Source organism: Kitasatospora sp. NPDC001225, from assembly GCF_053597855.1.
In genome coordinates this window covers 55,912-62,370 of record NZ_JBSFJC010000044.1, presented here as the reverse complement: position 1 = coordinate 62,370, position 6,459 = coordinate 55,912, and the positions used below count along the sequence as shown (strand labels likewise).

Below are 6,459 nucleotides of genomic sequence, written 5' to 3'. Positions count from 1 at the left end.
ACCGCACGGTGCGCGGGGCCCTTCGGCGTCTCATGGGCAGTTCACCGGAGCGCACCGCCTTTCAGCGGCCGCTCATCGCCGACTGTTATGGTCGGGCCACCATCCAGCCCGCCGTCGCGGAAAGTGGGACCAACGCATGTCAACGGCACCGCTGTTGTCGGTCGTGATGCCGATCTACAACGAGCAGGAGGCGCTCCCGCTGACCGTCGAACGGCTGCGGCCGATCCTCGACGGGCTCGACGTGGCCTACGAGGTGGTCGGGGTGGACGACGGCAGCACCGACGTCACCCCGGTGCTGATGCAGAAGATCCGCCAGGACTGGCCGGAGTTCCGCATCGTCCGCTTCGCCCGCAACTCCGGGCACCAGGCCGCCCTCACCGCCGGCATCCACCGCGCCCACGGCGACTACGTGGTCTCCATCGACGCCGACCTCCAGGACCCGCCGGAGAAGATCCCCGAGATGCTGGAGCTCGCCCGCGAGCAGCACCTGGACATCGTCTACGGCGTGCGCGGCGACCGCGGCACCGACACCTTCTTCAAGCGGCACACCGCCGGCGGCTACTACTGGCTGATGCGCAAGCTGGTCGGCAAGCGGATGCCCAACCAGGCCGGCGACTTCCGGCTGCTCAGCCGGGCGGCGGTGGACGCGCTCAAGGCGATGCCCGAGCACCAGCCGGTCTACCGGCTGCTGGTGCCGTGGCTGGGCTTCCCCAGCGGCGAGGTGGTCTACGTGCGCGAGGAGCGGGTCGCGGGCAGCACCCACTACCCGCTCTCGAAGATGCTCCGGCTCGCGCTGGACAGCGTCACCAACTTCTCCGCCGCCCCGCTGCGGCTGGCCACCTGGCTGGGGCTGTTCAGCTTCCTGGTCTGCCTCCTGCTGGCGATCTACACCACGGTCGCGTACGCCGTCGGGTCCACCGTGCCCGGCTGGTCCTCGCTGTTCATAGGGATGCTCTTCATCGGCGCCGTGCAGCTGGTCTGCGTCGGCCTGCTCGGCGAGTACGTCGGTCGGATCTACTCGGCGGTCCAGGCCCGGCCCGCGTACTTCGTCGGCTACGACTCCGCCGAGGAGCAGGACCGGTACGGTACGGGCGCGTGAACGAGACCCTCTCCGCGGACCGGGGCGAGCGCGACGAGCCCGCCGGGGCGGCCCGGCCGGTCCGCCGGCAGCTGCCGTCCTTCCTGGTCATCGGGGTGCTGAGCACCCTCTTCTACCTGGCCCTGTTCGTCCTGCTGCGGCTGGTCGCCTCCTCGCAGACGGCCAACCTGGTGGCCCTGGCGGTCAGTGCGGTGGCCAACACCGCGGCCAACCGCCGCTTCACCTTCGGCATCACCGGCTCGGACGGCGCGGTGCGCCACCAGCTCCAGGGCGCGGTCGCGTTCCTGATCGGGCTGGGCCTCAGCAGCGGCGCGCTGGCGCTGCTGGACGCGGCGCTGCCGCACGCCTCCCGGGTGGTCGAGGTGGCCGGGCTGGTGGCGGCCAACGGCCTCGCCACGGTGGCCCGGTTCGTGCTGCTCAAGCTGTGGGTCTTCCGGAGGAGCTGAGCCCGGCGCGCGGCCGGCGGCCGGTACGACGACGGAGGGGACGCGTGCCGCTGCACGCGTCCCCTCCGTGGGTCGGGCCCCGCCGTTACTGCTGCTTCAGCGAGTCCGTGTAGGCCTTGCAGGCCTGGTAGTCCGGCAGCAGGCCGGTGGCGAGCGCCTCCGCGAGGGTGGGCGCGACCGCGTCACGGGCGGAGAGCTGCGGGGCGTCGGTCGGCCACTCGATGCCGAGGTCCGGGTCCAGCGGGTGCACGCCGTGCTCGCCGGTCGGGTTGTACGTCGCCGAGCAGAGGTAGGTCAGCGTGGCGTCGTCGCTCAGGGCGCAGAAGCCGTGGCCGAGGCCCTCCGGGATGTAGACGGCCGTGCGCTCGGTGTCGTCCAGCCGGACGAACTCCCACTTGCCGAAGGACGGCGAGCCGACCCGCAGGTCGACGATGACGTCCAGCACCGCGCCGCGGGTGCAGGCCACGTACTTGGCCTGGCCGGGCGGGACGTCGGCGAAGTGGATGCCGCGGACGACGTCCTTGGCGGACAGCGACAGGTTGGCCTGGGCCAGGTCCAGCGGGTGGCCGACGACCTCGGCGAGGAGGTCGAAGCGGTACCACTCGGTGAAGTGGCCACGGGCGTCGCCGTGCACCTGCGGGGTGATCTCGAAGGCGCCCTCGATGGAGAGCTCGCGGAACTTCACTTGGCGGCCGCCTCGTCGAGCAGGTCCACCAGGTACTGGCCGTAGCCGCTCTTCAGCAGCGGCTCGGCGAGCTCGCGCAGCTGGGCGTCGTCGATCAGCCCGGCCCGCCAGACGGCCTCCTCGATGCAGCCGATCTTGAAGCCCTGGCGCTCCTCGATGACCCGGACGAACTCCGAGGCCTGGACCATCGACACGAACGTGCCGGTGTCCAGCCAGGCGGTGCCGCGGTCGAGGGTCGTCACGTGCAGGTCGCCGGTGCGCAGGTAGGCGTCGTTGACGGCGGTGATCTCCAGCTCGCCGCGGGCGCTCGGCTCCAGGGTGCGGGCGATCTCGACGACCCGGTTGTCGTAGAAGTACAGGCCGGGGACGGCGTAGCGGGACTTGGGCTCGGTCGGCTTCTCCTCGATGGAGATGACCTGGCCGCTCTCGTCGAACTCGACCACGCCGTACGCGGTCGGGTCGGCCACGGGGTAGGCGAAGACCCGGCCGCCCTTGATGTCGGAGTGCTCGGTGAGCGAGGTGCCCAGGCCGGTGCCGTGGAAGATGTTGTCGCCGAGGATCAGGGCCACCGGCTCGTCGCCGATGAAGTCCGCGCCGAGCACGAAGGCCTGGGCGATGCCCTCGGGCTTCTCCTGGACGGCGTACTGCAGCTTCAGGCCGAACTGGGAACCGTCGCCCAGCAGCCGTTCGAACTGGTCCCGGTCGTTCGGGGTGGTGATGATCAGGATTTCGCTTATCCCGGCCATCACGAGGGTCGAGAGGGGGTAGTAGATCATCGGCTTGTCGAAGACCGGGAGGAGCTGCTTCGACACCGCACGGGTCAGGGGCCACAGCCGCGAGCCGGTGCCGCCGGCCAGGAGGATTCCACGCATGGGAGCACCCTATTCGAGATCGGTGAACGCGGGAGGGGCCGGGTCGGAGGGGCGTTCGGGCGGCGGTAGACTACGCGCATTATGCGCATCCTCGTGACCGGCGGCGCCGGGTTCATCGGTTCGGAGTTCGTCCGTCAGCTCCTCGGGGCTGACGAGAACGCCCGGATCACGGTCTTTGACAAGCTCACCTACTCGGGCGTCCTGGAGAACCTCGCCCCGGTGGCCGACCACAAGGGCTACACCTTCGTCCAGGGCGACATCTGCGACGCGGACGCCGTCGACCAGGTCATGCCGGGCCACGACGTGGTGGTGCACTTCGCCGCCGAGTCCCACGTGGACCGCTCGATCGCCGGTGCGGGCCCGTTCGTGCTGACCAACGTCGTCGGCACCCAGGTCCTGCTCGACGCCGCGCGCAAGCACGGCGTCGGCCGCTTCGTGCACATCTCCACCGACGAGGTGTACGGCTCGATCAGCGAGGGCTCCTGGACCGAGACCTGGCCGCTGGAGCCGAACTCCCCGTACTCGGCCTCCAAGGCCTCCTCCGACCTGCTGGCGCTGGCGTACCACCGCACCCACGGCATGGACGTCGTGGTGACCCGCTGCTCCAACAACTACGGGCACTACCAGTTCCCGGAGAAGGTCATCCCGCTGTTCACCACCAACCTGATCGACGGCAAGAAGGTGCCGCTGTACGGCGACGGTGGCAACGTCCGCGACTGGCTGCACGTCTCCGACCACTGCCGGGGCATCGAGCTGGTCATGCGCGGCGGCCGCGCGGGTGAGGTCTACAACATCGGCGGCGGCACCGAGGCCACCAACAAGGAGCTGACCGGCCTGCTGCTGGAGGCCGCCGGCGCGGGTTGGGACATGGTCGAGCACGTCGAGGACCGCAAGGGCCACGACCTCCGCTACTCGATCGACATCAGCAAGATCCGTGAGGAGCTCGGCTACGAGCCGCAGGTCCGCTTCGAGGACGGCCTCGCCGCGACCATCGCGTGGTACCGCGAGAACCGCGCCTGGTGGGAGCCGCTGAAGCAGAAGGCGGCCCTGGCCAAGTGACCGCGAACGCCGCCGCGCCCGTGCGCTGGCTGGTCACCGGCGCGGCCGGGATGCTCGGGCAGGACCTGCTCTCGGTGCTGGGCGCCGACGGGACCGCCGAGATCACCGCGCTGCGCCGGGCGGACCTCGACATCACCGACCCGGCGGCCGTCCAGGCCGCCGTCGAGGGCCACGACATCGTGGTCAACTGCGCCGCGTGGACGAACGTCGACGCCGCGGAGGCCGAGGAGGACGCCGCCACCGCCGTCAACGGCACCGGTGTGCGCCACCTGGCCGAGGCCTGCGCCAAGAGCGGCGCGCGGCTGCTGCACGTCTCCACCGACTACGTCCTGCCGGGCGACGCCACCGAGCCCTGCCCGGAGGACGCCCCGACCGCGCCGGTGAACGCGTACGGCCGCGGCAAGCTGGTGGGGGAGCGGGCGGTCGCCGAACTGCTCCCCGAGCACGGCTACGTCGTGCGCACCGCCTGGCTGTACGGCGAGCACGGCCCGAACTTCGTGGCCACCATGCTCAAGCTCGCCGCCCAGCGCGACACCCTGGACGTGGTGGACGACCAGCACGGCCAGCCGACCTGGTCGTACGCGCTGGCCGGCCGCCTGGTCGAGCTCGGCCGGGCCGCGCTCGCCGGGCAGGCCCCGGCCGGGGTCTACCACGGCACCGCGAGCGGCCGGACCACCTGGTGCGGACTGGCCCGCGAGACCTACGCGCTGAGCGGGCTGGACCCGGAGCGGATCCGCCCGACCACGTCGGAGGCCTTCGTCCGCCCGGCCGCCCGCCCCGCCTTCAGCGTGCTGGCCCACGACCGCTGGGCCGCCGCCGGGCTGGCGCCGCTGCCCGAGTGGCGGACCATGCTGGCCGAGGCCCTGGCCACGCCCGTCTTCGCCGAACTGGCCGCCACGGCCCGGACCACGGAGAGCGACAGACCTCAGTGAAGAACGCACTGACGAAGGTGGCTGCCGCGCTACCGCCGGGAACCCTGGCGGTGGCCGGCGGCACTGTCGTACTGGGTGCCGCCTCCTACATCCACCTCGGAGTGGCGGGCCACAGCCTGTCGGTCGACGACATGGCGAACGTCTCGCTGCTGTGGACGATCGTGATGTCGGTCGGCATCGGCGTCTTCTTCCCGATCGAGCAGGAGCTCACCCGGATCGTCTCGGCGCGCGCGGCGCTCGGCCACGGCGCCGCGCCGGTGCTGCGCCGGGCGACCCTGCTCACCGGCGGGATCCTCGCGGCGACCCTGGTCGCCCTCGGCGCCGCCTCCGGCCCGATCGCCCGGTCGATGTTCCACGGCGACCGCTCGCTGGTGCTGGCGCTCGGCGGGGCCTTCACCGGCATGGCCGTCTGCTACCTCACCCGCGGCGTGCTGGCCGGCCTCGGCCGCTTCGGCGCGTACGGCACCCAGCTCGGCCTGGACGGCGGCCTGCGGATCGGCCTGGCCTTCGCCTTCGCCGTGGCCGGGGTGCACTCGGCGCTCGCGTTCAGCCTGATCCTGGCCGTCGCGCCGATCATCGCCACGATCGTCACGCTGCCGCCGCTGCTGCGCGCGGTGAAGCCCGGCGAGCAGGTCGGCTGGTCCGAACTCTGCTCCGGGCTCGGCCTGCTGATCTGCTCGACGCTGCTCTCCCAGGTCGTGGTGAACGCGGCCGTGGTGAGCACCAAGCTGCTCGCGCCCTCCGACTCCGCGCTGATCGCCGCCCTGCTCAACGCGCTGGTGCTGGCCCGGGTGCCGCTGTTCGTCTTCGGCTCGCTCCAGGCCTCGCTGCTGAACGGCCTCTCCGCCGCGATCGCGGTCGGGGACCGGGCCGCCTTCACCGGGATGCTCAAGAAGATCGGCGCCGTGGTCGGCGGGCTCGGCGTGCTCGGCGGCATCCCGGCGGTCGCCCTCGGCCCCTGGCTGATCCAGGTGCTGTTCGGCGCCAAGCCGGTGCTCGGCTGCCTCGACTTCTTCTGGATGTCCGCCGGAACCGTGGCGTACATGTTCGCGATGGTGCTCGGCCAGGCGCTGATGGTATTCAAGCGGCACAACCTTCAGCTGCTCTGCTGGGCGGTCGGCACGGCGGTCCTCGCCGCGATCACCTTCATGCCGGGCGACGTGTCCACCCGCGTGGTCGTTGCGTACACGGCGGGTTCCGTGGCCACCGTCCTCGGTATGCTGGCGGTCCTGAGGCAGAGTTTCGCCCGTTCGGCGACGAACTCCGCCGGCCTCGTCCAGCAGTCGGGGGACCCGAACGCCGCGGTGTTGAGCAGCCGGACGGCCGGTGACTGACCGTGTCCGCCCCTCATCTTCAGATCGCCGCG

General features: G+C 71.5%; 7 protein-coding genes. 5 read left to right on the top strand and 2 right to left on the bottom strand.

Features of this window, described 5'->3' with window-relative positions; genetic code table 11:
• Window positions 1-136: 136 nt before the first annotated feature.
• Both ACWDCZ_RS17820 and ACWDCZ_RS17815 read left to right on the top strand, forming a co-directional pair.
• Entirely contained in the window at window positions 137-1,099 is a 963-nt protein-coding gene (locus ACWDCZ_RS17820) for a glycosyltransferase family 2 protein (RefSeq protein ID WP_049649032.1), read from the top strand.
• Window positions 1,096-1,545: a GtrA family protein gene (locus ACWDCZ_RS17815; protein WP_416873597.1), complete on the top strand. Its 450-nt coding sequence runs from the start codon at window positions 1,096-1,098 to the stop codon at window positions 1,543-1,545. Before ACWDCZ_RS17820 ends, ACWDCZ_RS17815 begins: the two co-directional genes overlap by 4 nt.
• A gap of 85 nt (window positions 1,546-1,630) precedes the next feature.
• Here ACWDCZ_RS17815 and rfbC read toward each other — a convergent pair whose 3' ends face one another.
• A complete protein-coding gene (rfbC, locus tag ACWDCZ_RS17810) occupies window positions 1,631-2,230 on the bottom strand; it encodes a dTDP-4-dehydrorhamnose 3,5-epimerase (protein ID WP_049649033.1) in 600 nt (199 codons plus the stop codon).
• On the bottom strand, window positions 2,227-3,102 hold the full coding sequence (rfbA, locus tag ACWDCZ_RS17805; RefSeq protein WP_049649034.1) for a glucose-1-phosphate thymidylyltransferase RfbA: 876 nt from the start codon (window positions 3,100-3,102) through the stop codon (window positions 2,227-2,229). Before rfbA ends, rfbC begins: the two co-directional genes overlap by 4 nt.
• Before the next feature lie 81 nt (window positions 3,103-3,183).
• On the opposite strand from rfbA, the gene rfbB reads away from it, so the two are divergent.
• The 3 genes from rfbB to ACWDCZ_RS17790 are packed head-to-tail and all read left to right on the top strand — an operon-like array spanning window position 3,184 to window position 6,427.
• A complete protein-coding gene (rfbB, locus tag ACWDCZ_RS17800; RefSeq protein ID WP_117488227.1) occupies window positions 3,184-4,161 on the top strand; it encodes a dTDP-glucose 4,6-dehydratase in 978 nt (325 codons plus the stop codon).
• Window positions 4,158-5,093 (top strand): dTDP-4-dehydrorhamnose reductase, encoded by a 936-nt coding sequence (gene rfbD, locus ACWDCZ_RS17795; protein ID WP_074003961.1) that lies wholly within the window; start codon window positions 4,158-4,160, stop codon window positions 5,091-5,093. The genes rfbB and rfbD overlap by 4 nt, the downstream gene beginning before the upstream one ends.
• 50 nt (window positions 5,094-5,143) lie before the next feature.
• A complete protein-coding gene (locus tag ACWDCZ_RS17790; RefSeq protein WP_449811785.1) occupies window positions 5,144-6,427 on the top strand; it encodes a lipopolysaccharide biosynthesis protein in 1,284 nt (427 codons plus the stop codon).
• The last annotated feature ends 32 nt before the right edge of the window (window positions 6,428-6,459 follow it).